Origin of the sequence: Microcoleus sp. K5-D4, from assembly GCF_036704575.1 — a bacterium.
Taxonomy (GTDB): domain Bacteria; phylum Cyanobacteriota; class Cyanobacteriia; order Cyanobacteriales; family Microcoleaceae; genus Microcoleus.
In genome coordinates, this window is record NZ_JAUBSD010000102.1 from 1 (window position 1) to 26779 (window position 26779).

Genomic DNA, 26779 nt, shown 5'->3' on the forward strand with positions numbered 1-26779 from the left:
GAATTTAACAGGCTTTTCAATTCACCTATCATTTTCAGTTTGTTTTGTCAACTCCTAATACTGAACCGACGCCCTAGTACATTCATTCGCTGACTACGACGACTAGGAATTGTTAAATATTCTCCGATATCCTGCCAACCCTAGGGAACACAAGGAATCAAAGAAAATCCCATTTCATCCAAGTAATATAAATCAATTTGACCCTCATCATCCAATCGCTTTAATTCTTCTAATTGTGCTTTTTTATCTTGATCTTCCTGGGAGAAATGCTTTCCTGCCATTTCTTTACGAAGGAGATGCCAACTCATCTTCAGATTTTTTAGTATTCTTTGAATTGTGTTTGGACTAGGACTTATGCCCCAGGCCTCTTGAACTTTTTGGCTAACCGTTTTTAATTGCCTTGGTTCTTGTTTAGCCCACTCTTTAATTTGGGCTTTTTGCGAAGCGTTAAATAGTGGCTTAGAACCTCTTCCTGGTTTATTATAAATTCCTACTATTCCCTCTACTTCCTACCGATTGAACCAGTTATAGAAGGTCTTATAAGTTATTTTAAAAATATTCATCCACTCTATTTTTTTTACTCCTTGCGAAGCTAATATGAGGCAATGTGCTCGCGTGACGTACCTGATGATGTCTGCTTTGGCGATAAATTCGCTCTAGCAACTTAGACTAAAGAGGATTTATTTCCCTGATAAACATTATATGAAATTGTAATTAACTCATAATTTTGCCTGGAATAAGCTTTTACGCATTTAAATTGAATCCAGAGACGGGCAGGATGCCCGTTCCACAATAATTGTAGAAAAATTGACTCTCAAATTAGATGCACAACAGCTTATCATTCTACTATGTATTTGTGTAATTAATTCTGTATAACTACTTAGCACCACCACACTACAAGAAACTACATAGAAAATTAGTCGGCTCTAACTGTAGCATATTTGGGGTTAAAGTTAAGATGCGTCTACCCTGCGGTTTCAACAGCCGAGTCCCTAAGTTTATATTGCTTCTTCCATCTTCCATCTTCCTTCTGTTCTATCACGCAAAGCGAGGCAAAATATGTGCTAGGGAAGACTGTTGAAGTGGAATTTCTATCGCAAATTCTGCTCCTTTGCCCGGTTCCGAAAAGCACTTCAATCCCCCGCCGTGTTGGTTGACAACAATTTCATAGCTAATCGACAGTCCTAAACCCGTTCCTTGGCCGACAGGCTTAGTAGTAAAGAAAGGGTCAAACAACCGCTTGCGAACATCTTCTGTCATCCCCGGGCCGTTGTCAGAAATTTTAATTATTACCTTTTTTTTCTCAATTAACTCCGTGCGAATCCGAATCGTAGGAATCAGGCGGCTAGACTTAGGAAGTGAGGATTGAGTCGTTGTACAAGACTGATTTTGGTCGCCTAAGTGGCAATTTTGAGGGTTTTTTTTATCGACATTTTCGTATTTATGAGACTCAACCAGAGCGTAAATTGCATTAAGTAAAATATTCATAAATACCTGATTGAGCTGTCCGGGATAGCACTGCACCAGCGGCAAGTCGCTGTATTCTTTGTGAATTTCGATCGCCTCCTGCCCCGGTTTCCCTTTAAGCTGGCTTTGCAACAGCATAATCGTGTTGTTGATACCGTCGTGAATGTTGACCTGCTTCATTTCAGCTTCGTCTAATCTGCAAAAATTCCGCAGCGACAAAACGATGTCGCGCACTCTTTCTGCACCTTGCTGCATAGAATTTAAGACTTTCGGCAAGTCTTCTAGCAAATAATCGAGTTCGATTTTTTCGGCTTCCGCTTCAATTGCTGCGATGGGTTCGGGACAGTGCTGTCGGTAGATGTCGAGCATCCGCATTAAACCTTGCGTGTACTCTTTAGCGTGGTGCAAATTGCTATAAATAAAGCCGATCGGATTGTTGATTTCGTGAGCTACTCCTGCTACTAACTGCCCCAAAGAAGACATTTTCTCTGTTTGAATTAGTTGAGTTTGAGTGCGCTGAAGTTCCAGCAGGGCAAGTTCGAGCTGTTGGGCTTGATGTCTCAATTGCGCTTGCGACTCGCGCATAGCCACGGTTGATAACTCGTGAATTTGCAACTGAGAAAGCAGCAGTTGGTGTACGTCTAAAAGTTTGTAAATTTCTGGTTCTACTTGTACTACAATTGGTTCGTGGATTAGTTCGGGCGATCGCTCCAAAGACTGCCGCACTGCCGTCATAATTGAGGTTTCGCGATCGAGAACCAACATATCAGTCTGAGTAAAGCGGTAGAGTATGAACAAAGGCTGTTGAGAAAATAACTCCAAACTGTAGGGGCGGCTCATGTGTTCAAAATAACGCCGCCGCGAAATCATCCCTATAAACTTTCCTTGCTGAGTGATGATGATGCCGGGAACTAAAGGGTTTGCTTGAAAAATTTTAGCAACTTCGTTCCCCGGACACTCAGATTCTAGGAGAAAGTCGTACAGAGTTAATTCCTGTAGAGTCGATCGCAAACCAAGCGGCGATTTCTGGGGACTCAACCCGTCAGTTTCATACACTGCTCCCTCCTTTGGTAATTGGCAGTTGCGGTTGGGTGCTGGAGTCTTGCCTACTATTTAGACAGCGTTTTTAACTCTTTTTATAGCTTAGTTATCAACTTCCCTCTGCTCCCTGGAATCCAGTTAATTCAGCAGGATTTTTTTTTCCTTAAATCATGCTGGTGTCCCCCGAAACGATATTCCAGGTTAGAGTGATTTAACAGCAGACACCCCTTTGAAACCTGACTATGTATTGAATTTTATATATCCAAGATTTTACTAATCGGAATATAACAGTCATAACTATTTTTAATGTTTGATGACATTAATTTGGTTCAGATTGATAGACATCTGCGACCTGTGGCAGTACATTTCGTATTACCCCTTGCGTAAAATTATATTACAATAAGACAAGAATAGCGACAAATCCGCAACAGATAGCCCGATTTTAAAATTCAGGCGAAACAGGTTTCCGGCAATTGCTAATAAATCTCAATTGTCAGTTTTTTTGCACAAATGCCGATCGCACTCAACCCAGGGATTGTATATTGTAGGTAGTCTCCGAGCCAGGGAGAGCCGATGACCAGCAATTTGTCAAGTTCGGCAGCTTATACTTTAGCCGCATCGACACTCCAAAGCTTCACCGAGGAAAATTTTCCCGGCAGATGCTAAAGTTGTGCGATCGCAACTAAAACTCACATTCCACACATCCGCTTGATGTGCCTTAAAAGTTTCCCGAAAAGTACCGTCGGGCCACCAACTTGATATTTAAATGCGATTGCTGGAAAATAGGAGACGGAGAATCAAGAGGAAGCACAATGAAATAATTGTATTTTACCCGACATTTATCCAACCTCCACTTCACTTTGAGGAAGTTGGTTTGGTTGCGATAATATTTCGAGCATTATTACTTCTCCTCCCCCTTGATTTTAGGCAATTCTCATTAGAAACTCTAAGATGTTGATTTGAGGAACCTTGGGGGGGCGGGTTTGATTTGGCGATCGCACTGAGCTAAATTGAATTGACATTTGAGGAAAGTAAACGACGGTTTCCATGTGGGGTTTCCCGAACGAGAGGTGGTAACTGTATACACGGCGGGACGATCGTACTTTCAGTACAATGTCAGTATTTCAACCTGTACACCTGTTGAGTCTGAGGCTCAGAGAGTGTGAAAGTCGCTCTCATCCTTTCGTTGTCTGGATTCAAATTTTTTCAATGGTTAGGCGGTGCGAGGGCCAGAAGCAGACAGTTAACTAAACGGCACAGGGAGATAGGGACAGATGGGATAAGCCCACAAGCGAGAGAGTGAGAGAATTTTGATCATCATACCTTCAGAAAATCACGACTGCAGCAGCAAGATCACCCAAAAGAATGATTGATTCAAAAAAGGTTGCGTGTTATATTTCAATATAATTCTATACAAAAATACTTTTACCTAAAAGGAAAACAAAAAATGGACACACCTACAGATCGCGCACAAGAACCAGTTGGGACAAGAGAGCTGGAATCAATACCTGTATCTGAAAAAGTTTCTGCCCAAAAAGTTGCTGACGTTAATTTTGAAACGACTCCTTTAGAAACCCCTGCTTATACTCAGGAAAAAGTTAGCGTCGAGGAGGTAAAAATTAATGGCGACGATTTGGTTACTAAAGTTAAAGAATTGATTCACGAAGGAAATATCCGCCGCATCATTATCAAAAATGAAGAGGGACGGATCTTAGTAGAAGTTCCTCTGACGGTGGGAGTAGTCGGTGGAGTCATCGGTGCGGCATTGTTTCCAGTCATTGCAGCAGTAGGAGCGATAGGTGCATTAGTAGCTCACATGACCATCATCATTGAAAGAACAGAATAAAAAAATTCAGTTGTTAGTAAGGCTCCTGTCCGGTTAATATCCCGTAATAAAGCTTGTTGGTAGTGAGTACGACTATCCTCTCTTGATAGATGAGAAAAAACTTGTCTTTGTTACTAAAAACTTAATTGTGGCTATCTAACCGGACTTAAACACATTTCAATCACAAACGGGCTTTATAAATATAGAACTCCTAAATGAGTCGTAAAAAATTACGACTAATTTAGGAGTTCTATGATGCTTGCACAGCAAGCATTATAAATAACTCATTTAGCCGACATTCTTTGTTGAAGTCCGGCTAATCCTATGCCTTTGGGGACTTGGGAATCACTCTGCGGGTAGAGCCTGGTTAATACCTTAACGAGTTAGATTGGATACAAATGAAGGAAAAACCAAAAGTTCTCTAAACTCCCTAAGCCGAAAGCTGTTAAGCATTTAAACTCATGAGCAAAACACCCAACGCTTACACTTGAATCTTGACAGTAAATCGAAATAAGCGATTTAAATGCTCAACAGCTTAGCTCAAGTTTTCAAACCAGAGCATCTCCTACAGACAAATATTTTTTGAATAGTTGTGGCGAAGATAATTATGAAACCTAACGAAGAAAATAGCTCTAGCCGTGAAATTCATCAAGAAGTTCACACTGATGCAACTAACGGTCACGTCAGTACAACGCGAACTACTACAAGTGTTCCGAGTACAACGGGGAAGCCTTCTAAAGAAGCAGCTCATCACCAAGGTTATGTACAGGGTGAAATGGCGGAAAACCACCGCCAACTGGGAGTCCAAGAAGTCCGCGACAACCAGAATGCTGGTCGCGGGTTACTGTTAGGGATTCTTCTTGCTTCTTTGACAGGCTTAGTTCTGGGCAGTGTATATTACTTCAATCGGGGTGAGGAGGCTCCTACTCCTACTGCTGCTCCTGTGATTGTTGTACCGAAAGCGAATCAGCCTTCAGCAACACCAGCTCCGACTCGGACTATAGAGAGAGAAAAAACGATCATTCAAAAGATTGTTCCGGTTCCGGTTCAACCATCTCCTGTTCAAAAGGCAAATCCCGCTCCTCAACCAAGTCCAGCTCAACAGGCAAATCCCGCTCCTCAAGCAAGTCCGGCTCCCAATATCAATATTACAATTCCAAATTCACAGCAGCAAGATGCACCCGCTCAGGAAGCAGCGCCGTCTCCATCTTCGTCGTCAAATAATACCAATACTACGGTTCCGACTCCGCAGAATGAGCCAGATTCCACTCCATCAACTCCAGCACCTGAGAGTTCAGCTACTCCATCTCCAACTCAAGATGAGGGCGCTCCTGGAGCAGGTACGAGCGGCGAAACTAATACCGAAAGCCGGAGCGATTCTAATCCTACGGATACCGCTGTACCTGAGAGCAACTCCGGCGCAGAGGGTGCGACTGGTTCACCACAATAGAAGTTGGATGTCGAATTAGTCCGCCAGAGGTTCAAACCTCAGACTGATAGCTAAAGTCCTTTAAAGGTGATATCTGGCACCATTCTCAAGAACAGGCTAATTGAAAATGGTGCAACATCTGAGTTAAAGAGGACTTTTTTTTATGGTTTAAACTGAAATCTTGCACCATTATCAATAAGCCTGCTATAGGCGGGATCTCCTGCCCAACCCCTACTCCCCAAAAGAAAACTAATTCTTTGTGGAACAGGTCCCAGATCCGGTTATTGAGAATGGTGCAACATCTCAGACTAACCGGACATTGTGGCTGAACTCAAGAAACCGGGTTTGTGCGATGGAAAACGTTTTAAGATTGTGCCAACCTATCCTAAGAAACAGTTTGGTGAACTAATTTAACTTTCCCTAAAGCCGTCTTCCTGCTGTCAAAGAGTTTCATCACGCCGGAGGAGATGGTCTCGATGACATCGGGAGCGCAGCAAGAGAGAAACTCTTCCGAGGAAGTAGGATCTGCAAAAAACTCTTGAGCTTTCTTCAAAAAGTTTTCTGTTTCAGCAAAGCCGATAGATTTGATAATAAACGTAGAAACCGGGGAGTTTTTAATATCATAGCGCGATTCTTGATTGCGTCCTATTTCTAGCAGGTCTAACACTTCTCTTTGCAACTGACTGTCTAAGGGGTAGGCGCTCTGTCGGTTGGGCAAGTAATCCTCCAAAACCGAGGTTTTAAATCCTGGTGTGCGTAATTCTCCCATCATAGTTGAAAGCGGAATATCGCGCCCCAAACGATAGGAAAGAGCTTCTAAAATGGCGATGGTAATTAGCTTGACCCCCAGATAAAGTTTAGCAACTTCGATATTTTTGCGAGTTCGGGCAATCAGGTTAGCGTAGGTTTCATCGTCCGGCTCTTGCCTAAACTGCTGGAAAACCAGTTCGGGTTTGAGGAAGTTCAAAAATCCTTCCATTTTTTGCAGAGACCTGCGATATCCGGCAACAGTATAGGAATTAACATTGGTCAACTCGTGGTTGGTTTCTGGCATCAAATTCCAGGTATTGTCTAAGAAATTAGAGGAATTTCGAGAGGCAAAATTTTCGACATCTCTATTTGCTAACCTGACAGCACGCTTGACAATTTCTACGGTTTGGCCATTGCTCCATCCAAAGTTAAAATCGCGATTTATACTTACCAAACGCTCGTGCAAAAGTTCGATCGCGCTCAAACCACTGGGCGAAACCGGGCGGAAAGGAATAGTAGCCTCAATGCAAGCTGTTATCTCAGCGATCGTACTAGCTGGCAAAAAAGGCTCCAAAGATTTGGCAGCAATAACGGCACTCAAAAATTCGTTTTGGCCGGCAAACGGAGAGAGAGTCTTGCCGGGAATAAACCCAAAGACTGAGGCCACTAGGTGATACATGGCATCGTCGGGCAGTTCAGTTTCATCTCTAATAACTAACTGCGATCGCACCTCTTTGACAAAAGGACAAAGGGCGCTGCTAATATTGAAACTAACGCCCTGATCGACTTGCACGTACACGAGGTCGTGAAACAGCGCAGCCAGCACCTCGATCGGATCGACTGACCCCCCGACCTCAAAAATGTGTTCCGACGTGTGAAAGTAGCGCCAAGGCCCTCTCATCGTTTGAATGATTAGCTCAGCTATCTGCTCCAGCTTTGGAATGTCTACTCGACCTCCCAATTGCTCGATCGAGCTTACCAAGCAATCCAAGCACCGTTTTTGTTCTGCCAAAAGCTCCATTTACACACCTCCAGTGCATTCCCTGATTGTCTTGCGCTTGATTGCATGGTATCAAAACGCGCTGCGATCGTGCCATGATTCGTCACTCAAAAATCTTAAATTTTAGGGTGATACAGGGAGAGGGGGCCAGGGAAAGAGGAAGAGGGAGGAAGAGGGAGGGAGAGCGAGGGAGAGCGAGAGCGGGAAATTAAATATTAAAAATTCTGCCGTTGTGAAGATTCGCGCAACTTGGGTGATCGGTATCATAAATTACAGTAAAAATGACAAAAAGTGGGTAAAAAATTGATTAATTTTTGATGAAATTATGAGGGATTTTTGACAAAAGCTGGGGGTGGGTGGCATTGACACCAGCTTCAAGCTGCGGTGGTATAGATACTGCGTGTGGCCTCAGAATAAGATTCGTAGACGTGCTGATAAAACTCTTGATATTTGCGCTGATACACTTCTGTTGATTAGCTTTCGGGCATTTGGTCTAAAGCTTCCTCGATCGCCACTTTAACTGCTGCCTTGGTTTGCTGTCGCTTCCCCCAATATAACACTAACAGAACTTACGCAACTGTCACCAGTGATCCTGGCACCATGCAGCACACAATCAGACAATAAACATAGGAACATCGGGGCGTTTCACTGGCTCAATTAAATAATTGGACAACATCAATCGAGCTTAAATACGCCCTTAACCCCTTAGTCCCCCTCTGCTGGGACTTCGTAGGTTTAGAAATGATTTAAATCGCCGAATCAACTGTTAGATCCCTAACTTCTTTAAGAAGTCGGGGCTCGGGTTATTGTGTCTTTTGAGCCGTTGCTGACTTACTGCATCCGATCGAGCGTCCGATACTGCACCGCCTCCCCCACATGATTCGTTTTCAAGCTTTCATCCCCCGACAAATCAGCAATAGTTCTAGCAACCTTCAAAATGCGATCGCTAGCCCTCGCCGACAGCCCCAACTTCCGAATCGCCATCTCCAATAAATTCCGAGAAGCCTCATCCAACTGACACCATTTGTTAATATGGCTGCTTTGCATTTCCGCATTACAGCGCAAACTAGATTCCGACTGAAAACGGCGAGTTGCGAGCTCTCGCGCCCGCTGCACCCTCACCCGCACCGGTTCCGACTCTTCCCCCGTCGGCTGTCGCGTAATTTCTTCGGGTTTCAAACGATTAACTGCCACTTGCAAATCAATCCGATCCATCAAAGGCCCCGAAAGTTTTGCCCAATATTGCTCCCTCTTTTGCGGCGAACAAGTACACTGTTGGAGCGAATCGCCGTAATAACCGCAAGCGCAAGGATTCGTACTTGCCACTAATGTAAATTGAGCCGGAAACATCACCGATTGTCTAGTTCTAGAAATCGTCACATAACCATCTTCCAGCGGTTGTCGCAAAAACTCCAAAACATCTCTTTTAAACTCAGTTAATTCATCCAAAAAAAGAATGCCACGATGTGCTAAAGAAATTTCACCCGGACGCGGAAAACTGCCGCCACCTACCAAAGAAGGGCCAGATGCCGAATGGTGAGGACTGCGAAAAGGCCGATCGCCCACCAAGCTTCCCTTATCCTTCAACAACCCCGCCACCGAATGAATCTGAGTTACATCCAAAGCTTCATCAAAAGTCAGCGGCGGCAAAATACCCGGCAAACGCCTCGCCAACATAGTCTTACCGCTCCCTGGCGGCCCCACAAAAATTAAATTGTGTCCCCCCGCAGCCGCAATTTCCAAAGCCCGCCGCGCGTGATTTTGCCCCTTTACATCCTTTAAATCTAAACCCGGAAACCGCGTTTTTGCTAACTCTTCTCGACCGTTTACTTCTACAGGCGAATAAGCTTCAGGATTGTTCAAAAAATCAGTAACTGCAAAAATATTCTCAAAACCATAAACAGATATTCCGTGCACCAAAGCCGCTTCTTGCGCGTTACCAGCCGGTACAACCAACCCTGAAATACCCATTTTTTGAGCAGCAGCGGCGATCGGCAAAACCCCAGCCACAGGCCGCAAACTCCCATCTAAAGAAAGTTCCCCTAAAAACAAATAATCTCCCAAAAGTTCAGCGCTGACTTGTTCCGATGCTGCTAAAATGCCAATGGCGATCGGCAAATCAAAACTCGGCCCCTCCTTCCGCAAATCCGCCGGAGTCAAATTAATCACAATACTCCGCATCGGAAAACCATATCCCGAATTTTTTAGCGTAGCCTTAACTCTTTCTTTAGCTTCTTGCACCGCAGAATCTGGCAACCCCACAACCACAATTTTCGGTAGCCCCCCCGACACATCAGCCTCAACACCAACCTTTACCGCGTCAATTCCAACGATCGATGCACTCCACACCCTAGCAAGCATTTTTCTTTATCCTTAATTTGCCTGTCCTTGATTCATCATCTATTATGATTAACAATGACTAATGAATATCGGAAGAGGCAAGAAAAACTTTTCCTTGCCTCTTCTTTTTCTCATCTTCCTTCTCTCCTGCTGGGTCTTCCCTCTTCCCTCTTCCCGACATCCGTTACATCCGTTACATCCGTTACATCAATTACATCCCGTACATTGCTCGTTGCCGAACTTCGTTAACACTCATGACAACTCAAGAAACGCTTTTCAGCAAAATCATCCGCAAAGAAATTCCCGCAGACATCGTTTATGAGGACGACTTGGCCCTCGCGTTCAGAGATATCCATCCGCAAGCACCCGTCCACATCCTCGTCATTCCCAAACAGCCTATTGCCAAATTAGCCGATGCCGAGTCGGAAGATCATGCTCTCATGGGACACTTGCTGCTGACTGTCAAGCGGGTAGCAGAACAACTCGGACTTAGCAACGGCTATCGCGTCGTCATTAATAGCGGGAGCGACGGTGGCCAAACTGTAGACCACCTGCACCTTCACATTCTCGGCGGACGGCAGATGAACTGGCCCCCAGGCTAAAGACTAATTTTTACGCCGAACTTGCGGACTCATCCTCAGAAACCCTGTTGATTTCTATTGCCCAGCGCTTCAGAAACCGGGTTTCTTTTTTCGTCAATAAACCCGGTTGATTGGAGATTATTGAGAATGCAGCCCGATCGCACGATAAACCTGGTTTTCAGTATTCTCCCGATACAAATTTACCCTCGCAGAATCCACCTGTTATATGTGAATAAATATTAAAAATCATCTCTTCACGACCTAATTAAGAAATATTTAAGTACAAAGAGAATCGACCTGAACAAAAATAATGTGTTTGAACTGCTGAACCAAGCTACAGGCAATAGATTCTGTTCTTGTGGTCGCTGTATGTAACCCGTTGAATCTGTAATTTTACTTTGTAAAAAACTACAAATATTTACGAAATATCAAGTTATTGTAAAAGTTTGTAAAATGTTTAAATTGTCAGCAGTAATCCCTTGGCAAACTAGAGTGAATGGTGTTACTAATATAAGCGTGGGGCATCCCCACAACGAACCTTGAAAATTCAATTAAGCAATCATAAACCAAATGACAACAACCGTACAGCGTCGCGAAAGCGGCAACGTTTGGGAACGGTTCTGCGAGTGGGTAACTAGCACCGAAAACCGCATTTATGTGGGTTGGTTCGGCGTCTTGATGATTCCCACCTTGCTCAGCGCCACCATCTGCTACATCATCGCCTTCATCGCTGCTCCTCCAGTGGACATCGACGGCATCCGCGAACCAGTTGCTGGTTCCTTAATGTACGGCAACAACATCATTACTGGTGCTGTTGTTCCTTCATCGAATGCGATCGGGCTTCACTTCTACCCCATCTGGGAAGCTGCTTCCCTCGATGAATGGTTGTACAACGGCGGCCCCTACCAATTGGTAGTTTTTCACTTCCTGATTGGCATTTTCTGCTACATGGGTCGTGAATGGGAACTGTCCTACCGCTTAGGTATGCGTCCTTGGATCTGCGTCGCTTACTCTGCACCAGTTGCAGCAGCCACCGCAGTATTCTTGATTTACCCGATCGGACAAGGCAGCTTTTCTGACGGTATGCCCTTGGGTATCTCCGGCACATTCAACTTCATGATCGTGTTTCAAGCCGAGCACAACATCCTGATGCACCCCTTCCATATGTTGGGAGTTGCTGGTGTCTTCGGCGGTGCTCTGTTCTCCGCCATGCACGGTTCCTTGGTAACATCTTCTTTGGTTCGTGAAACAACCGAAACTGAATCTTTGAACTACGGTTACAAATTCGGTCAAGAAGAAGAAACCTACAACATCGTTGCAGCCCACGGCTACTTCGGTCGGTTAATCTTCCAATACGCGAGCTTTAACAACAGCCGTTCTTTGCACTTCTTATTAGGTGCATGGCCCGTTGTCGGTATCTGGTTTACCTCTTTGGGTATTTCCACGATGGCGTTTAACTTGAACGGTTTCAACTTCAACCAATCGGTTATCGACTCGCAAGGTCGCGTCATCAACACTTGGGCTGATGTGATCAACCGCGCTAACTTGGGTATGGAAGTAATGCACGAGCGCAATGCTCACAACTTCCCTCTCGACTTGGCTGCTGGTGAAACAACTCCCGTAGCTTTGGTTGCTCCTTCTATCAACGGCTAAATTTAGCTTTTGATTTAACAAAAAGCGCTCCTAGAAATAGGGGCGCTTTTTGTTTTGGCAAGTAGAATTTGAGAGATTTTTTTCTGTTAAATCCGTTAAATCCCATACCCTGCGCGTTGCCCAGCTTCCTTCTTCCGGATTAATCTGATATATTAATTAGGAATTATTATTTTTGGCAATCATCAAAGTGGCGATATTTAACAGGCACAAATTTGAAAAACTCGTGGTTCATAAATCCAAAACATTAGCCTGGGCGATCGCATTTTTCAGCGGCATTTTGATGGCATTGACAACCGCACCAGTAAATGCTTGGCTATTGGCTTGGGTAGCATTAGCTCCCCTGTGGATTTTGGTTGTTAGTTATGAAAAGCCAAAAATAGAAGAACAAAAACAAAAATTTCTCTTTCTTCCTTCTTTCCTCAACATCCATCCGTTACATCCGTTACAGAATCCGTTGCCGAACTTCCTTCTTCCTTCACTCTGGGGAATTGGCTATCACGGATTAGCTTTATCTTGGATTATGGGAATTCACCCGATGACTTGGTTGGGAGTTCCTTGGTGGCCGAGTTTGGCGATCGCACTTTTTTGCTGGGCATTCATCACCCTCTGGGGAGCCGCCTTAGTCACCGTTTGGGCGTGGCTATTTGTAATTGTCAACTCCCTCACTTTACCAGGCAAAAATCCTATTCTTATTCTTAACTCCCCCCCTTTACAAGGGGGGGCTGGGGGGGATAAAGCTCAATTTTTAGCATTAACTCGCGTTTTAATTGGCACAGCTTTGTGGTGCGCCTTAGAAAGTATTTGGAGTACAGGTTCGCTGTGGTGGACATCCCTATCATATACGCAAAGCCCACACAACTTAGCAATATTACACCTCGGTCAACTCTCCGGGCCCAGCGCAGTAACAGCCGCTCTTGTAGCAGTAAATGGCTTAATCGCCGAAGCTTTTATTGAAGTAAAAAACAAGAAGGAAGAAGGAAGAAGGAATAATTGGATTGCTTATATTTTGCCTGCTAGTTTGTGTTTAGTTTTGCATATTGCAGGATGGAGCTTATACAACCGCCCTTTAAATCAAGAACCTGCAAGCGCTTTAAAGATTGGCATTATTCAAGGCAATATTCCTAACGAGATTAAGTTTGATTCAGGGGGCTGGGGGCGCGCTTTGGAAGGTTACACAACTGGATACAAACAGTTAGCAGATACGAAAGTTGATGCTGTGTTAATTCCAGAGACGGCTTTACCTTTTATCTGGACAAACGAGTATCAACGTTCTACTCTTTCTTTTTACCAAGCTATTCTCGAACGCGGCGTTGTGGCTTGGGTTGGAGGATTCGGACAGCAAGAGAATAGTATCACTAACAGCTTATTGGCGATCGATCGCACTGGAGAAATTGTCGGCCGCTACGATAAACTAAAGCTAGTGCCTTTAGGCGAATATATCCCTTTTTACGAAATCTTAGGCGGAATTATTAATCGGCTTTCTCCCTTAGATGCTCATTTAGTGCCCGGCAATTCTCAACAATTGTTTGATACGCCCTTTGGGCGCGCCATTGTCGGAATTTGTTACGATTCGGCGTTTGCGGAAAATTTCCGATATCAGGCGGCGAATGGAGGCGAATTTATGATCACAGCTTCCAACAATGCCCATTACAAACCGCCCATGTTGGATCAACATCATGCTCTCGATGTAATGCGAGCAATTGAGACGGATAGATGGGCAGCTATCGCAACTAATACGGGTTACTCTGCTTTTGTAAATCCTCGCGGCGAGACGGTTTGGAAGTCGGGAATTAATACCTATGAAGTCCGGGATGCTACTATTTATCGGCGGCAAACTCGGACTTTGTACGTGCGCTGGGGAGATTGGCTGACACCTGTATTGTTAGTATTGGCTGGGTTAATGCGGTTTATTGTTAAAAATTAACCCCAAGCTTTTAGATTTTAGATTTTATCTACCCATCTAAAATCTAAAATCTAAAATCTAAAATCGAATGACTTTACTTATCTTTCACGTGTTCGTGAACGCTAGGAGATAAAGAAATTAAATCTTCGATGTTGCGCTGCATGGCAGCACAAATATTGTCCAAAGGCAAATCATTGGCATCGTGTCCGAAGGGATTTTCTATTTCAATGCCGATTTCTTCGATGCCGAACAAAGTAAAACTAATTAAAGCCACAACTGCGCCGGTTCCCCAACTCAAATCTTTCACCATTTGAAAGGGCAGTGCCAAACAGTAAAGCAACAATAGCTGTTTGAGGTGAATTGCGTAAGCCAAAGGGATAGGCGTCTTCAAAATCCGCTCGCAGCCGCCTAATACATCAATCATAGAGTTTAGCAACTCATTCATACCAGTTAACTGATAAACATCCACGCAATTGCGCTCGTACTGCTCGTGCATATAATCCTCAATCCAAAAGGCAATTTCTAGGGGCGGATTATTCATTGATTTGAGCTTGTGGTACTGCGCTGGGGACATTAACGGTTCCAACTCTGGATTGACTGATTGTTGCCGCAAGTGCAGTTTCATCGCCACTGCAAAGGCAGGTAACAGGCGCAGGGCTGACTTTTTTAGATCTATATCCTGCGGGTCTTTTTCCTCAATGGCTACCCAGATTTGGCGCGCCAAATTGCGGACGTTGTTGACTAAAGTTCCCCACATTTTTCGACCTTCCCAAAATCTTTCGTAGGCTGTATTTGTCCGAAAAACTAACAGTAAACCCAGGACAATACTCGGTACAATACTCGACAAAATGGGCATGGACACCGGCAACTTAAAAAAGTGCAGCAGGGAAATAAAAACTCCAAAGCCACCGCACAGCAAAACGCGGGGCAAAATTGAGGGAATGACAGACCCCCGAACCTGTAATGCAATTTTAAACCAAGGTGGTCGATCACCACTCATGAAAGTCTCCTCATTAAATTAAATTAGCCCCGCCCTAGCGCGGGCAGTGCAAATGCCGGGTAAACTTAGTTCTTCGGCTGCCACCAGTCGATTGGAGATTCGAGATTTTAGATAGACTCCACAGATAAATCTCGAAGGTTTGAACTTTGGTCTAAAATTTTTTGGTCTCCACGACTGCTGTCAGCGCTTGTATCCCTATTTGGGTGCGGTGACAGATTCCGAAAAAAGCTTTCCTACAAACAACCTTTGGATTTTACCCAAAAAACTCATCTTTACGCTCAATCTAAAACCTAAAATCTACAATCTACAATTGATTGACGTAGTGACTTAATTCGGTAAGATTAACTATGTATCTTTAAACCTCAGCTTCCGTGCAAGAGCTACCGACATCTGTGCCCCCGCATTTTCACCGATTGCCAAACCAACGGTGGCAAATTTATTCGCCTCAACCACAGCAAGCCGAACAGTTTGCCGCTGAAATCGGTTTGTCGCCCTTGCTGGCACAGGTACTGATTAACCGGGGCATCGACTCTCTGAAAGAAGTGCAAGGGTTTATCGAACCGGAATCTCTGGTTTTACCCGCGCCAATGGATGAGTTTCCCGATTTGGCTGCGAGTGTCAAACTGTTGCGGGAGGCGATTTCGGGAGGGCAAAAAATTGCGATTTGTGGCGATTACGATGCTGACGGGATGACGAGCACGGCTTTGTTGCTGCGAGCTCTGAGAGCTCTGGGCGCGAATGTAGATTATGCTATTCCGAGCCGGATGCGAGAAGGTTATGGGATTAACGATCGCATTGTAGAAGAATTTCACTCGGAAGGTGTCGCTCTCATTCTCACGGTTGACAACGGAATTGCAGCCTACGGCCCCGTTGCCAGAGCGCGAGAACTCGGTGTCAAAGTTATTATTACAGACCACCACGATTTGCCGCCAAAACTGCCCCCTGCAGATGCTATTCTCAACCCGAAATTAATTGCGGAATCTTCACCCTATCGCGGTTTGGCTGGCGTAGGCGTTGCTTATGTTTTGGCGATTACTTTGGCTCAGGATCTGCAGAAAGTGGGCGGGTTGGTGAATCCGCTGCTGGAGTTATTTACTTTAGGAACTATTGCGGATTTAGCACCTTTGACAGGAGTTAATCGGCGCTGGGTAAAGCGTGGTTTGCGGCTGTTGCCTCACTCGCAATTGGCGGGTATTCAGGCTTTGATTCAGGTGGCGGGAGTGCAGCCGGGAAGTGCGGAAAGTCCCTCAATTCTCAACTCGCAAAATAAAACTAAGAATTCCTTAAAGCCAGAAGATATTGGTTTTAGGCTTGGGCCCCGGATTAACGCTGTGGGGCGGCTGGCTGACCCTCAAATTGTGATAGAGTTGCTGACTACGGACGATCGCGAATTGGCTCTGAAAAATGCGATGCAGTGCGAACAAATCAATCAGCGCAGGCAGGAGTTATGCCAGGAAATTGAGCAGGAAGCAATTGCTTGGTGCGAGGAAAAGGCAATAGACTTGCAGCAAGAACGAGTTTTAGTTGTCGTGCAACCGGGTTGGCACCACGGGGTGATCGGGATTGTAGCTTCTCGGTTGGTGGAACGCTACGGCGTACCTGTGTTTATTGGTACTTTTGAGGATGAGGCTGACGAAAACGAGGCTGTAGGGACGGTCGCCCATAAAATTGTCCGGGGATCGGCGAGGGGAATTCCTGAGTTTAATGTATTTGACGGGCTGAATTTTTGCGCGGATTTATTAACTAAATTTGGCGGACACAAAGCGGCGGGCGGTTTTTCGATGCCGGCGGATAATCTCGAACAATTCCGCAATCAACTGTCAATTTTTGCCAATCAATGTTTGCAGCCGGAACATCTCAAGCCGCTGGTTTCAGTAGATGTGCGAGCGGATTTGGCTGAGATTAATCTCGACCTTTACCGACAAATTGATGCTCTGGAACCTTGCGGGATTGAAAATAAGGCTCCTGTATTTTGGACGCCTAATGTTTGCATAACTGAACAGAAAATTGTTGGTAAAGGAGGTCACGTTAAACTAACTGCAACTCAAGATGGAAATGTATCGGCTAGTGTGAAGGCGATTGCTTGGCGTTGGGGGGAATATTTTCCTTTGCCTCGGCGGGTTGATATTGCTTACCGATTGCGGGAAAATAGTTTTAATGGCAAGACATCGGTTGAGTTAGAATTGTTGGGCGTTCGGCTACCGGCAAATGCTGCTACTTCCAGGCCACAGAGGTTCGGAAAAGTTGAGTTTGATTATTGCGATCGCACTTATTCTTGCAGTCTGTCTCCTGCAGGCTCGATCGAGGAATTGAGAATTCGCAACTCTCAAGGGCAAGTTCTGGCTGTTTCACCCGGACAAAACATCGGTTTGTTAGGTAACTCCCGCAAAGATGCTAGAGAAGTCGATGTATCTCTACCTTTTTTTGAGAATTTGATTCAAACTGCTAAACACGCCCTGGGTATTTGATAACTCGGTATTTGATAAAAAATTTCGTGCATCATGGAAAATTGGCGAGCGAGCGTTGTGAATTTTGAATAATTTAAAACTCAAAACTCCCAACTCTCGATCGCCCCGGAGCGTGCTATAATTACAGGTCGCCGCCTTTAGCTGCCAAGAGAAAAATCACGATCGGGCCAGAAAGCACGACGGCTGCGAGTAAAGCTACCTGAACAATGAGTTGGTAGTCTACACCACCCAGACCACTGAAAAGATCGGTTATAAAGTCCATTTGTCCTCCTGACTGTAGTGATTAAGTCTAGATTGTTGAATTAGAAAATCCGCTTCTGATTTTACCGGGCGATCGACCATATTTTTTAAGGAACTTTACAAAATTCAACAAAATGTAAACTACGATCGACCTCTCAGTCACAGGAAACCAGAGACTTGATGCCCCTTCCCGGAAAGTGCCCCCAATCTAAAATCTAAAATCTAAAATCGAACCGCCCCTTCGGAATCTCCGTCTCCGGCGCTGGCAATTGATATACTTTAAGAGCCCCAATCTCCTAAAGTTTGGCATTTTCCACATAATGCTCCGAATCTAAAATCTAAAATCTAAAATCTAAAATCTAAAATCAAACTATGGCTACTTGGCGTTGCGTAAAGCAGTGCGGTGCTTGTTGTTACCTCGACCCAACAGAGCGCCCAGACTTAGACGAGTATTTATCTGAAGACGAATTAGCGCTCTATTTGAGCTTAGTCGGAGAGGACGGTTGGTGTATCAATTTTGACAGAGCGACGCGAGAATGCGGAATCTACGCCGATCGACCGCGCTTTTGTCGGGTAGACTCAGAGGTGTTTCAGGAAATGTACGGCGTTGAGCCGGCCCAATTGAACGATTTCGCGATCGAGTGCTGCTTGGAGCACATTGAAGATCTTTATGGCGATCGATCTTTGGAAATGATCCGCTTTAACTCTGAAGTCGGAATTCTCGCCTTACCTGACGGTGTTTCATAATTGCGGGATAATTTTGATTTTTTTGGGGGATGGGCCCCTGATCCCGAAGGCGTGTATTTTCACAGCAGGCGGGACACCCCACAACCATCCTCCTCAAATGGGGCAACGCCTACTACCTCACCACTAACAATCTCCCAGTTTCTCACCGGTAGAGTGTCAAAATAAACAAATCAAGGAAATATCGCGTAGTTGAGTTGAGCTATGAGTAATCGAGAGGGTTTTACAGGGGGATTTATTGCCGGAGCTGCAGTTGGCGGCTTGGTGGGTGCAGTTTTGGGTGCGGTGCTGTCGCGGCGCGCTGCTGAAGCTTTGCTGAATGAACCTTCAGACGCAAAAACCAGAAAAATCCGCCAGAGGAAAGCCAGCCAACTCGAAGCCGACAGCATGGAAGTAGCAAGGCTGAGTTTAGAAGATAAAATTGCCCAGCTTAATCAGGCAATAGATGACGTGCGGCTGCAACTCGGCGACGTAAACGGCAACGCGCCGGCGCCGGGCAGCGAGGGTTCGATCCCTCAAGACTCCTAACTCCTTTTTAAGATTTTAGATTAGTCGGGCAGATCAATGCGCGCTACTGACATCTTGCACCATTCTCGCTTCACAGGCCTTTCAGGCCTGTGAAGCCAAGAGTGAATTTTATTGTGCCGTTACTCTTCTAGCCCGCCCGTAAACAGCCTCATGCTACCCCTCTCCCCCACCTATGCTAAACTTTAAGTTAAAGTGTCTGTAAACTTTACTCAAACTTCAACGAGAATATATGAGTTATTCCATAGGCCTTTTGGCAACCACGCTGTCCACCTTTCTGCAAATCTATGTAGCCCTAATGATTTTTCGGGTGCTATTAAGCTGGTTCCCGAATATCAATTGGTACGACCCCCCGTTTTCGATTTTGAGTCAGTTAACAGATCCTTACCTGAATCTATTCCGATCGATTATCCCCCCCTTGGGAGGGATTGACTTTTCGCCACTGATTGCTTTTTTTGTACTTCAGTTCGGCTCGGAATTCTTGATCAATCTTTTGACCAGCTTGCAAACATCCTTGTAGTTTGAAAAGCTTAAGTTTTTAAGCATCGAGCGTAAATTGTTTGGCAGACGTAGCTGCAGGCAACTAAATTTTAGATTTGAGATTTTTAGATGAACTCCCCGGTTGAAAAGCTGGGGAGTTCATCGTACATGAGAAATGAGAAATTGCCAGCCACTCAACAATCTCAAATCTCAAATCTACAATCCAAAACTGCCTCGCGGTTTCACGGGCAGCCAACCCAAAATCTCAAATCAGCAATCTAAAATCTCAAAGAGTTTCGTTAGCGGCGAACCACGCCAGTAAAACCTGTAGCTTTAAATTGCTTGAGCTTCAAAGGTGTTCGTTGATTGGCGGCAACCGAAATTCTGAGCTGAAAATCGCTAACTCCGGGAGGAACTTCTTCTATAGAACCCAAGCGAGTGCGGTTTTGCATCACCGGATTGTCGTCGGCATCATAAATGCGGCCGAAAATATCGGCATTCACAACTGGTTTGCCGGTGCTATTTTCAGCTTTCCCAGTAATCAAAAAGCAGGTAGCTTCCATAGAACTGCCGCTGGTGACTGTTCCTTCTCCCATTTCTGCCGGACATTCGCGATAAGAAAGGTCGGAAAGTTTAATCTGCGTCAGAGCCCAAGCAGGTGGAGTAAATACCAAACTAAAAATTCCGATTAGGCAAGTAGCAAAAAAAAGGCTGATAGCTCGAAATTTCATAAATGGCGGGGCAAGTATATTTTAATTCTCAGCTTAGCGCGAATTCAGCCTCAAATTCCTACTTATAGGAATTCTGAAAACTACAGCTACTTTTTGAAGAAATGGCATTAGTCTAGACCTAAATGCTGTCGCAAGGCTTGGCGCATCACATCGACTGGGACGGATTCTTTATCCAGCCAAATTTTTAAGGCGGCTGCTCCTTGTTGAACTAGCATTTCGAGTCCGTCAATAGCTCGCGCTCCCCGAAGCTTCGCATCTTTGAGAAACTGGGTAGGATTAGGGGTGTAAATTAAATCATAGACGATCGCCCCTGCTGAAATTCGATCGAGCTCACCAGCCACAACCGGCGACTTTTCCCCCTGCGGATACATCCCCACAGGCGTCGTGTTCACCAACAAATCTGCCTGCGAGATTAACATTGACAAATTCTCCCAAGTATGCACCTGCAAATTATGCACGGGCATCGGAGAATTGACCCAACTCTGCTGAAATTCCGCTAAATTTTGTTCGCTGCGGCCGACAACGTGAATCTCTGGACATCCCAATTGAGCGCATCCAGCCACAACAGCCCTAGCCGCCCCGCCATTCCCCAAAATGACCGCTACTTTCTGACTCCAATCGGAACCCCCCCTAGCCCCCCCTTGGTAAGGGGGGAGACAGGATTCAACAGCCCGTGTTTCGTAAGGAGCCGAATCAAATTCAACAACCGTATTGCCCCTTTCTAAGCCAGAGGTCGGGTCTTTAGCCCCCCCTTGGTAAGGGGGGGTTGGGGGGGTTTGCAGCGGCGCGAGAAAGCCTTCAACGTCAGTATTTGTGCCGCACCAACCTTTGTCAGTCAGGTATACGGTATTGACTGCGCCGATCGCTCGGGCGATCGGGGAAACTTCCGACAGCAGCGGTAAAATTGCTTGTTTGTGCGGAATCGTGATGCTAAATCCGCGAACGCCGATCGCAGCAAATCCTGCAAGAGCAGCTTTTAAATCCCCTGGTTTTACTGGAAACGGCAAGTAAACAAAATCGACTCCCAAGTGGGAAATAGCAGCATTGTGCATTGCCGGCGACAGAGAATGTTCGACAGGATGGCCAATTACTCCCAGCAGTTTAGTAGTGCCTTTAATCATTTTTGTTAGTTGAGTGTTGAGAGTTGACTGTTAACGGTTTAGTTTTGTTATTTCATACCAGATCCTGCTACAGTTGGGCCCTTATTCTTTCGTCGGCTAGCAGTGAAATTCGTTGGTTCAAAAGCGATTTTCCTCGCCGAGTGACTGTAAACCGTCAACTGTTAACTGTCAACTCTCAATTCTCAACTGTTTGCCGAAACTCTTTGGCGTCAGCCAAAATCGGATTGACATCAAACCAATAATCCTCGCCGTAACGGTATTCAAACACCCAGAGACTACGCAGCAAGATTTGGTATTTAGTTTCCCCGTTCACAGTTTTGGTAGCGGATACTTGGCGCAGCAATTGCCACTCCTCCGGTTCGATCGCCAAAGTAAGCTGGTGGCGGCGCTGGATGATCACATTTTCCAAAGTTTCCCGCGACAGAGGAGGGTCTTGTTTCTGCAGACAGCCATACAGTAGTTGCAGCAAATTGCGGACATGACCGCCGCTGACTCGACACAGGCGATCGAGAGTTTCGGCAGAGTCGAAAACTTTGCCTACCAAAGCATAGCGCTGCGAAGGATGCACCGTCGGAAAAGCCCGCGCCAGAACCATCTGCCGCAGCAATTCCACACCCTCAGAGCACTCAGAACCATCGCTCAACTGCACCGGCACCATTGGCAAAACCTTCGGATCTACCCCAAATCGATTGGTCAACTGGCCCAAATCGTTAGAGAAAATCAGCACCAAAGGAATTGTATACACGACGTGGCAATTTAGTCTTGCCAACTGTTCACCGCGATCGACAAACAGGTATTCCGGCTGAAGCCGCCCCGTCGGTTTCGCGCACAGGTGTATGCGATCGAGATTGTCGATAATTACTACAAGTCCTTGTTTCCCTTGGCGTTTGAGTTCTTGATTAGCCGGCTCCAGCAACTCCTTATTAAGCGCATCTAAAATTACGTTAGTTCGCGGCTCCAAATATTGCCTCAACTCCGATCGCAGATTCGGAGCATCTTTCGCCTTAGCAGTAATTTTGCCAATTCCCAACGCCAGAGAAAATTCTCCCTCCGTGCTGGCATTTATTTCCCCAAAACCAGGGACATTAGCTTCAGCGCTCAAGTCTATTTGAGTTTGAAAAACATCAGCAACCCCTTTGAGCAAAGCTTTAAAACCCGTCGGTTGCAGCTTGATTTTCATTTTCTCGATGCTTTCGCTCACCTGACGAGCAACGCTCAACAAAATGTCAGTGATATCTACATCTGCCATGTCTAAATCTTTACTCGACTCAAAGTAAACAACATGAAATCCTTGTTGCTGCAATTGAGCTTGCAGCCGCAGCAATTCTGTTGATTTACCAGAGCCGATGTGACCGGTGAATAATTGACAGGTAGGTGCATCGGGGGACAGACGGCTGATGGTGCGCTCCAATTGTTCGACGATTGTGCCGCCTCGCACTGAAGAGAAATCGATATAGTATTGTCGGTCTTGTTGATTTGCTACTGCCAGGGTGTAGCTGGGATTGCAGGCGCTATAAAATTTCTGTAAATTTAGTTCCATACCCTGTTCCATCTTTCACAACATTATGCCCTAATAGCTTATTCATTTAGCTATTTTACTAATCCGAACAAGTTGCCCGTTTATCCTGCTGTTTGACGGGGCGGTCAATATTTTGGTACATCCCTAAACCAGCACTAAAAGATTATACTTAATTTTTGCGTATTTGGAATGAATGGAATTCACTAATACCTCTCACAACTAAGTAATTCATCGTTGTACAGCGAGCGCGACTTCATTTACATCACTGACGAAAATGTGGCAGTAATGTTCTCGGCTCAAAGTGGATTTTGGAGTACGGTTAACCGAAAAAAACAGGTAGTAATTAGGTATCTAGAAACCTGGTTTTTTAATAATACATTCGCCATTTTCCCAGTAGGTTGGGATCTTGTGAAGCGAAACCAACAACATATTTTAGATTGGCGATTTGAGTTTTTAGATGGGAGCAAACATTTAAAATCTAAAATCTCAAATTGATGGCGTTGGGTACGAGTGCCTCAACCAACCTACTTTCTTAGAGCCTTGTGACTTATAGCAATCCTTGCAGGAGTCGTAACTTTTTTACCCCACCCCAATCCTCCCCTTACTAAGGGGAGGGAGTAAGAAATTCACAAATGATTTAGGATTGCTATAGATGTGAAGGTGTTGTTTAAGAAACCGGGTTTCTAGGCGTGATTTTTTTTCTACTTATTTTTTATCAATTCTACCATTTTGTGACCGACACCTGCTGCCGAAGCGGGGTTGTCGCCTGTGACGAGCCTGTAGCTCGCCAGAACGCCAACTTAAAAATTAGGAATTTTCGTAAAATTATCCCCGGGCTCAATTAATTTTGGCTCCCGCAAAAACGACACTATTTCAGTCAGTACCACAGCGCCTTCCTATTCAGTAGTAAAAGCACCTACAGTCTTATTTGGAATCAGGTGGTCGCCCAATTACGAGCCGCTGGATTGACTTTAAACAGCTATGAGACCACCTTAATCAGAAGTTAAACCAACCTTATCTTGCTCTTGATGCAGGTTTAGTATGCTTTGTTTAATTCACCAGAAAAGCTCATGCAACTATCACGAAGAAAGTTTTTTACCTTAGCAGGAGCGAGTGCTGCTGGCACTTTGATGATGTCTCCTCTACAAGCGCTGTATACCAAAAAGGCGAATGGTGAATCAGTATTTGGAGGAGGATATGGGCCCCTCGTACCCGATCCGAATAAGTTGTTAGATTTACCCCGTGGGTTTCAGTATCGGGCTTTTTCACGAACGGGCGAAATGATGAGCGACGGTTCCCCTGTGCCCGGTGGTCACGATGGCATGGCGGCTTTCCCAGGTCCCCAAAACACGGTGATTCTGGTTCGCAATCACGAACTGAGTCCGAATTCTACAACACAAGTTGTGGGTTCAAATCCTTACGATCCTCTTTGCAAAGGAGGGACAACCACACTACAGGTTGGACCCAATCGTCAGCTCATCAAGCACTACGCTTCGCTTACCGGCACCTATCGAAATTGTGCCGGCGGCCCGACCCCTTGGGGTTCTTGGATTACTTGCGAGGAGGATGTCTCGACGCCGGCGACTAATAGACCTAGACCAAACGATGCGAGAAATGTATCGAAATCTCACGGCTACAACTTTGAAGTGCCGGCTCAAGCAACAACTCCTGTGAATCCCGTACCTTTAGTTGCGATGGGACGGTTTAACCATGAAGCGGTAGCCATCGACCCCAAAACCGGAATTGTCTACGAGACTGAAGACCAAAGAGATAGCCTCTTCTATCGCTTTATCCCATCTCAACGGAACAATTTAAGCGCCGGGGGCACTCTGCAAGCGCTGAAGATTAAGAATATGCCGCAGGCAAAGACTTTTGCAGGCTTTCGCAAGGGTCAACCGATGCCAGTGGAATGGGTGACAATTGACAATCCTGACCCTGCTACGGATACGGTACGGGTCGAAGGTTTCGGTAAAGGTGCTGCCCAGTTTGCTCGTGGGGAAGGCATCTGGTACGGCAATCGTGAAGTTTATTTCTGTTGTACAAACGGTGGCTCTGTTGATGCTAATGGCAGACCCAACGGATTTGGTCAGGTTTGGCGCTATCTTCCCGATCAAGATACGATCGAACTTTTTGTTGAGGCTAAATCGGCTGAGGAACTCGATGGTCCTGACAACATTGTTGTGGCACCTTATGGTGATCTGATCATTTGCGAAGATGGCGCTGATGAGCAGTTTGTGGTGGGCGTAACTCCCAACGGGGAACTGTATCGTCTGGCAAAAAATGCTATCAACGATAGCGAGTTTGCCGGAGCCTGCTTCTCGCCGGATGGTCAAACTTTGTTCGTTAATATCCAAACCCCAGGCATCACGTTTGCCATTTGGGGCCCTTGGAAGTCTCAACGAGGAGCATAACATTATTGCCTTATAGTGCGAGCATTTTATTTGCCTGTAAAACGCTCTTATGTTCGGACTATGCAGAATAGAATCACGCCGGATTGTGGCAACATCCGGTGTGGGTTCTCTATAAGCTTATGAAAGTTTAACGGTTTGTGGGAGTTTAAATAGTCGTGCAATATGTCCGCCAGTCGAAACGAGTGTTTTATACTCTGTTAATGGTGTCGATCGCCTTTGGCGTTGACCTCTGTCAATCTAGTCGTTCAGTCGCTCAAATACCCGTTGATTACGTTTGCTATATACAGAGGAGTGATGGTCGAACGATCGACTTAGGTAAGCTTTGTGGAAGTAGTGGCAGCGGCCGCCCGATCGCTTTACAGCCAAATGACCAGGCCTTTCTTAATAGTTATCAACGATCGTTGAGCAAACGGCTCAATTCAGCCTCATCCGATGCCCTGTCTCGCGTTCAGCGAAATCCCCAAGCTGCTATCGAACGTGCGCGCGGGATATGTAATGCGCTCAGTGCGGGAATGTCGATCGACTTGCTGCAACCTCAAGGCAATGCTGAAGTTGATGCGCTTAACGCTCTGGCTCCTAAATATTACTGCCCTGAGTTTGACGACTGAGCAAGGAAGTTTGAGTGGGGCGATCGACTCTGCCATTACTGGCGCTTCAGAAGTAGGAGCTGTGGCTCTGATTGCCTCTGCGAGCTGGGGGGGGTTACTGTGGCGATCGGGTGAAAGAAAATCGCTTGACACTTGTCCTCCAACCTGCATAGGCTGTTAACAATTGTATCTGGCTGGCTTTTGGGAAATATCAAAGACAGTTGCTAAAAATCAAACGGATGTTAGAATTTTACACATTTCAATAAGTCTATAAAGTTTTAATCCCCTCGCGGGTAAAAGTGAATTGCGACTTTATTTTCACATTTTTGCTCAATCCTCGATTGCCTCAATACCAAGTTGCTTAAGTCGCTCAAGATGCTCCTTCATGGCTTTGAGCTGTTCTGGGGTGTGTCCCTGCCAATCTGTAACCTCACCACAAACCCGTAGCGGATTCCGAGAACGGTATGACTTTGTTGGGTTTCCAGGGAACTTCTTGTCCGTCAAATTGGGGTCATCTTCAATCGGACCAGTCGGCTGTACTATATAAATTCTGTCTGGTCCTTCGCCCAAGGCAAGTTCAGCTCCCCAAATAGCAGCATCCAAGGTGGCGGTTAGATAGACATAGGATGCCTTCTTCCTCTTACCGTAGTTTGAATTAAAGCCGGGTTCAATCAGGTCTCCCTGCTTCAGATTTGCCTTAGTGCCATGATAGAACCTTTGTGAACTTAGGTCTATTGACTTGTCCTCACTTCTGTTTGTGATCATTGTCGTTATATTCTTTGTGAATGTCTTTTCTTTTACTACACCTCAGCAGGCTGTTTTTCTTGAGTCTTGAGCCACTCCGTTGCCGATTTCGATTCAGCCTGCGCTTCCTCCGACTGAGTAGCTAAGTAGGTAGGCGGGAAAAAACATATTTATGTAACAAAACATTAAGCAGCATAATTGGAGTTAAACTTAAGGCGTT

The 26779-nt window shown here is 45.5% G+C and carries 22 protein-coding genes and 1 pseudogene; 11 read left to right on the forward strand and 12 right to left on the reverse strand.

Annotation, left to right across the window (positions count from 1 at the left end):
• Positions 1-140: 140 nt before the first annotated feature.
• From QUA77_RS24685 to QUA77_RS24695, 4 genes and pseudogenes are all read right to left on the reverse strand, one after another.
• Positions 141-308 carry a hypothetical protein gene (locus QUA77_RS24685; RefSeq protein WP_333453099.1) on the reverse strand — a complete coding sequence of 56 codons (168 nt, stop codon included), beginning with the start codon at positions 306-308 and terminating at the stop codon, positions 141-143.
• Positions 309-332: 24 nt separating this feature from the next.
• Positions 333-497: pseudogene (locus QUA77_RS29420) on the reverse strand (helix-turn-helix domain-containing protein); the annotation flags it as partial.
• Positions 498-1038: 541 nt separating this feature from the next.
• Positions 1039-2523 carry an ATP-binding protein gene (locus QUA77_RS24690; RefSeq protein WP_333453101.1) on the reverse strand — a complete coding sequence of 495 codons (1485 nt, stop codon included), beginning with the start codon at positions 2521-2523 and terminating at the stop codon, positions 1039-1041.
• 908 nt (positions 2524-3431) lie between these two features.
• Positions 3432-3557 carry a hypothetical protein gene (locus QUA77_RS24695; protein WP_333453103.1) on the reverse strand — a complete coding sequence of 42 codons (126 nt, stop codon included), beginning with the start codon at positions 3555-3557 and terminating at the stop codon, positions 3432-3434.
• A 398-nt stretch (positions 3558-3955) separates the two neighbouring features.
• Between QUA77_RS24695 and QUA77_RS24700 the strand changes: the two genes are divergently transcribed.
• Together QUA77_RS24700 and QUA77_RS24705 are read left to right on the forward strand one after the other, a co-directional pair.
• Positions 3956-4354, forward strand: coding sequence for a DUF4342 domain-containing protein (locus QUA77_RS24700; protein ID WP_333453105.1), 399 nt, complete (start codon positions 3956-3958; stop codon positions 4352-4354).
• 586 nt (positions 4355-4940) lie between these two features.
• Positions 4941-5783 (forward strand): hypothetical protein, encoded by an 843-nt coding sequence (locus QUA77_RS24705; protein WP_333188172.1) that lies wholly within the window; start codon positions 4941-4943, stop codon positions 5781-5783.
• A 364-nt stretch (positions 5784-6147) separates the two neighbouring features.
• Here QUA77_RS24705 and QUA77_RS24710 read toward each other — a convergent pair whose 3' ends face one another.
• On the reverse strand, positions 6148-7533 hold the full coding sequence (locus QUA77_RS24710) for a hypothetical protein (RefSeq protein ID WP_333453106.1): 1386 nt from the start codon (positions 7531-7533) through the stop codon (positions 6148-6150).
• A gap of 810 nt (positions 7534-8343) precedes the next feature.
• Positions 8344-9873, reverse strand: coding sequence for a YifB family Mg chelatase-like AAA ATPase (locus QUA77_RS24715; RefSeq protein ID WP_333453108.1), 1530 nt, complete (start codon positions 9871-9873; stop codon positions 8344-8346).
• Positions 9874-10106: 233 nt separating this feature from the next.
• Between QUA77_RS24715 and QUA77_RS24720 the strand changes: the two genes are divergently transcribed.
• The 3 genes from QUA77_RS24720 (at position 10107) to lnt (ending at position 14010) form a co-directional block, all read left to right on the forward strand.
• A complete protein-coding gene (locus tag QUA77_RS24720; protein WP_333071428.1) occupies positions 10107-10454 on the forward strand; it encodes a histidine triad nucleotide-binding protein in 348 nt (115 codons plus the stop codon).
• A gap of 549 nt (positions 10455-11003) precedes the next feature.
• A complete protein-coding gene (gene psbA, locus QUA77_RS24725) occupies positions 11004-12086 on the forward strand; it encodes a photosystem II q(b) protein (RefSeq protein ID WP_333259921.1) in 1083 nt (360 codons plus the stop codon).
• A gap of 187 nt (positions 12087-12273) precedes the next feature.
• Complete coding sequence (lnt, locus tag QUA77_RS24730; RefSeq protein WP_333453123.1) at positions 12274-14010, forward strand: apolipoprotein N-acyltransferase; 1737 nt, start codon at positions 12274-12276, stop codon at positions 14008-14010.
• A gap of 73 nt (positions 14011-14083) precedes the next feature.
• On the opposite strand, the gene QUA77_RS24735 is transcribed toward lnt, so the two are convergent.
• Positions 14084-14989: a bestrophin family ion channel gene (locus tag QUA77_RS24735; RefSeq protein ID WP_333453110.1), complete on the reverse strand. Its 906-nt coding sequence runs from the start codon at positions 14987-14989 to the stop codon at positions 14084-14086.
• Between the two features lie 371 nt (positions 14990-15360).
• Here QUA77_RS24735 and recJ point away from each other — a divergent pair, with 371 nt between their 5' ends.
• On the forward strand, positions 15361-17457 hold the full coding sequence (gene recJ, locus QUA77_RS24740; RefSeq protein ID WP_333453112.1) for a single-stranded-DNA-specific exonuclease RecJ: 2097 nt from the start codon (positions 15361-15363) through the stop codon (positions 17455-17457).
• A gap of 121 nt (positions 17458-17578) precedes the next feature.
• Here recJ and psb30 read toward each other — a convergent pair whose 3' ends face one another.
• Entirely contained in the window at positions 17579-17719 is a 141-nt protein-coding gene (psb30, locus tag QUA77_RS24745) for a photosystem II reaction center protein Ycf12/Psb30 (protein ID WP_015175616.1), read from the reverse strand.
• Between the two features lie 350 nt (positions 17720-18069).
• Here psb30 and QUA77_RS24750 point away from each other — a divergent pair, with 350 nt between their 5' ends.
• The 3 genes from QUA77_RS24750 to QUA77_RS24760 all read left to right on the forward strand — a co-directional run bounded on the left by QUA77_RS24750 (position 18070) and on the right by QUA77_RS24760 (position 19486).
• Positions 18070-18444 carry a YkgJ family cysteine cluster protein gene (locus QUA77_RS24750; RefSeq protein WP_333042368.1) on the forward strand — a complete coding sequence of 125 codons (375 nt, stop codon included), beginning with the start codon at positions 18070-18072 and terminating at the stop codon, positions 18442-18444.
• Positions 18445-18645: 201 nt separating this feature from the next.
• On the forward strand, positions 18646-18969 hold the full coding sequence (locus tag QUA77_RS24755) for a hypothetical protein (RefSeq protein ID WP_333042370.1): 324 nt from the start codon (positions 18646-18648) through the stop codon (positions 18967-18969).
• 229 nt (positions 18970-19198) lie between these two features.
• Complete coding sequence (locus QUA77_RS24760; RefSeq protein ID WP_333042371.1) at positions 19199-19486, forward strand: YggT family protein; 288 nt, start codon at positions 19199-19201, stop codon at positions 19484-19486.
• 259 nt (positions 19487-19745) lie between these two features.
• Here the strand turns inward: QUA77_RS24760 and QUA77_RS24765 are convergent, their stop codons facing one another.
• From QUA77_RS24765 to QUA77_RS24775, 3 genes are all read right to left on the reverse strand, one after another.
• Positions 19746-20177 carry a hypothetical protein gene (locus tag QUA77_RS24765; protein ID WP_190657424.1) on the reverse strand — a complete coding sequence of 144 codons (432 nt, stop codon included), beginning with the start codon at positions 20175-20177 and terminating at the stop codon, positions 19746-19748.
• Positions 20178-20284: 107 nt separating this feature from the next.
• Positions 20285-21298 (reverse strand): shikimate dehydrogenase, encoded by a 1014-nt coding sequence (locus QUA77_RS24770; RefSeq protein WP_333453115.1) that lies wholly within the window; start codon positions 21296-21298, stop codon positions 20285-20287.
• 175 nt (positions 21299-21473) lie between these two features.
• Positions 21474-22838 carry a P-loop NTPase fold protein gene (locus tag QUA77_RS24775; RefSeq protein ID WP_333453117.1) on the reverse strand — a complete coding sequence of 455 codons (1365 nt, stop codon included), beginning with the start codon at positions 22836-22838 and terminating at the stop codon, positions 21474-21476.
• 1049 nt (positions 22839-23887) lie between these two features.
• On the opposite strand from QUA77_RS24775, the gene QUA77_RS24780 reads away from it, so the two are divergent.
• Together QUA77_RS24780 and QUA77_RS24785 are read left to right on the forward strand one after the other, a co-directional pair.
• Positions 23888-25228, forward strand: a complete 1341-nt coding sequence (locus tag QUA77_RS24780; RefSeq protein ID WP_333453119.1) for an alkaline phosphatase PhoX — start codon at positions 23888-23890, stop codon at positions 25226-25228.
• A 155-nt stretch (positions 25229-25383) separates the two neighbouring features.
• Positions 25384-25836 (forward strand): DUF732 domain-containing protein, encoded by a 453-nt coding sequence (locus QUA77_RS24785; protein ID WP_333453121.1) that lies wholly within the window; start codon positions 25384-25386, stop codon positions 25834-25836.
• A 309-nt stretch (positions 25837-26145) separates the two neighbouring features.
• Here QUA77_RS24785 and arr read toward each other — a convergent pair whose 3' ends face one another.
• Positions 26146-26580: an NAD(+)--rifampin ADP-ribosyltransferase gene (gene arr, locus QUA77_RS24790; RefSeq protein ID WP_333063817.1), complete on the reverse strand. Its 435-nt coding sequence runs from the start codon at positions 26578-26580 to the stop codon at positions 26146-26148.
• Positions 26581-26779 lie beyond the last annotated feature (199 nt).

Excerpts from the sequence above, each read along its gene's own strand:
- QUA77_RS24685 (WP_333453099.1), bottom strand. The coding sequence starts at position 308 with ATGAGTTGGCATCTCCTTCGTAAAGAAATGGCAGGAAAGCATTTCTCC.
- QUA77_RS24695 (WP_333453103.1), bottom strand. The coding sequence starts at position 3,557 with ATGGAAACCGTCGTTTACTTTCCTCAAATGTCAATTCAATTTAGCTCA.
- QUA77_RS24700 (WP_333453105.1), top strand. The coding sequence starts at position 3,956 with ATGGACACACCTACAGATCGCGCACAAGAACCAGTTGGGACAAGAGAG.
- QUA77_RS24705 (WP_333188172.1), top strand. The coding sequence starts at position 4,941 with ATGAAACCTAACGAAGAAAATAGCTCTAGCCGTGAAATTCATCAAGAA.
- QUA77_RS24710 (WP_333453106.1), bottom strand. The coding sequence starts at position 7,533 with ATGGAGCTTTTGGCAGAACAAAAACGGTGCTTGGATTGCTTGGTAAGC.
- QUA77_RS24715 (WP_333453108.1), bottom strand. The coding sequence starts at position 9,873 with ATGCTTGCTAGGGTGTGGAGTGCATCGATCGTTGGAATTGACGCGGTA.
- QUA77_RS24720 (WP_333071428.1), top strand. The coding sequence starts at position 10,107 with ATGACAACTCAAGAAACGCTTTTCAGCAAAATCATCCGCAAAGAAATT.
- psbA (WP_333259921.1), top strand. The coding sequence starts at position 11,004 with ATGACAACAACCGTACAGCGTCGCGAAAGCGGCAACGTTTGGGAACGG.
- QUA77_RS24735 (WP_333453110.1), bottom strand. The coding sequence starts at position 14,989 with ATGAGTGGTGATCGACCACCTTGGTTTAAAATTGCATTACAGGTTCGG.
- psb30 (WP_015175616.1), bottom strand. The coding sequence starts at position 17,719 with ATGGACTTTATAACCGATCTTTTCAGTGGTCTGGGTGGTGTAGACTAC.
- QUA77_RS24750 (WP_333042368.1), top strand. The coding sequence starts at position 18,070 with ATGGCTACTTGGCGTTGCGTAAAGCAGTGCGGTGCTTGTTGTTACCTC.
- QUA77_RS24755 (WP_333042370.1), top strand. The coding sequence starts at position 18,646 with ATGAGTAATCGAGAGGGTTTTACAGGGGGATTTATTGCCGGAGCTGCA.
- QUA77_RS24760 (WP_333042371.1), top strand. The coding sequence starts at position 19,199 with ATGAGTTATTCCATAGGCCTTTTGGCAACCACGCTGTCCACCTTTCTG.
- QUA77_RS24765 (WP_190657424.1), bottom strand. The coding sequence starts at position 20,177 with ATGAAATTTCGAGCTATCAGCCTTTTTTTTGCTACTTGCCTAATCGGA.
- QUA77_RS24770 (WP_333453115.1), bottom strand. The coding sequence starts at position 21,298 with ATGATTAAAGGCACTACTAAACTGCTGGGAGTAATTGGCCATCCTGTC.
- QUA77_RS24775 (WP_333453117.1), bottom strand. The coding sequence starts at position 22,838 with ATGGAACTAAATTTACAGAAATTTTATAGCGCCTGCAATCCCAGCTAC.
- QUA77_RS24780 (WP_333453119.1), top strand. The coding sequence starts at position 23,888 with ATGCAACTATCACGAAGAAAGTTTTTTACCTTAGCAGGAGCGAGTGCT.
- arr (WP_333063817.1), bottom strand. The coding sequence starts at position 26,580 with ATGATCACAAACAGAAGTGAGGACAAGTCAATAGACCTAAGTTCACAA.